This window comes from Vogesella mureinivorans (assembly GCF_007644035.1).
Lineage (GTDB): Bacteria > Pseudomonadota > Gammaproteobacteria > Burkholderiales > Chromobacteriaceae > Vogesella > Vogesella mureinivorans.
Window position 1 is genome coordinate 1 of sequence record NZ_VMTV02000324.1, and the last position, 250, is coordinate 250.

The window sequence follows — 250 nt, forward strand, 5'->3', positions numbered from 1 at the left end:
TGAATCTGCTGGGTAACGCCATCAAGTTCACCCGCCAGGGCGCGGTCGAGCTGCAGGTCTCGGCCTTCGACTGCGGTCGCGCCGGCCGCGTCGGGCTGCGCTTCGAGGTCGTCGATACCGGGCCCGGCCTCAGCGAGGCCCAACTGGCCGCGCTGTTCCAGCCCTTCGCCCAGGCCGAGGGCGCACGCACCGCGCGCGAGCACGGTGGCAGCGGGCTGGGACTGTCGATCAGCCGGCAGCTGGCCGAGGC

Annotated in this window: 1 protein-coding gene; it reads left to right on the forward strand. The window is 72.8% G+C overall.

Going from position 1 to position 250, the window contains the following annotated elements; genetic code table 11:
- Positions 1-250, forward strand: a 250-nt coding sequence (locus FLQ44_RS10080) for an ATP-binding protein (protein WP_240801241.1), incomplete at both ends; no start/stop codon positions are given.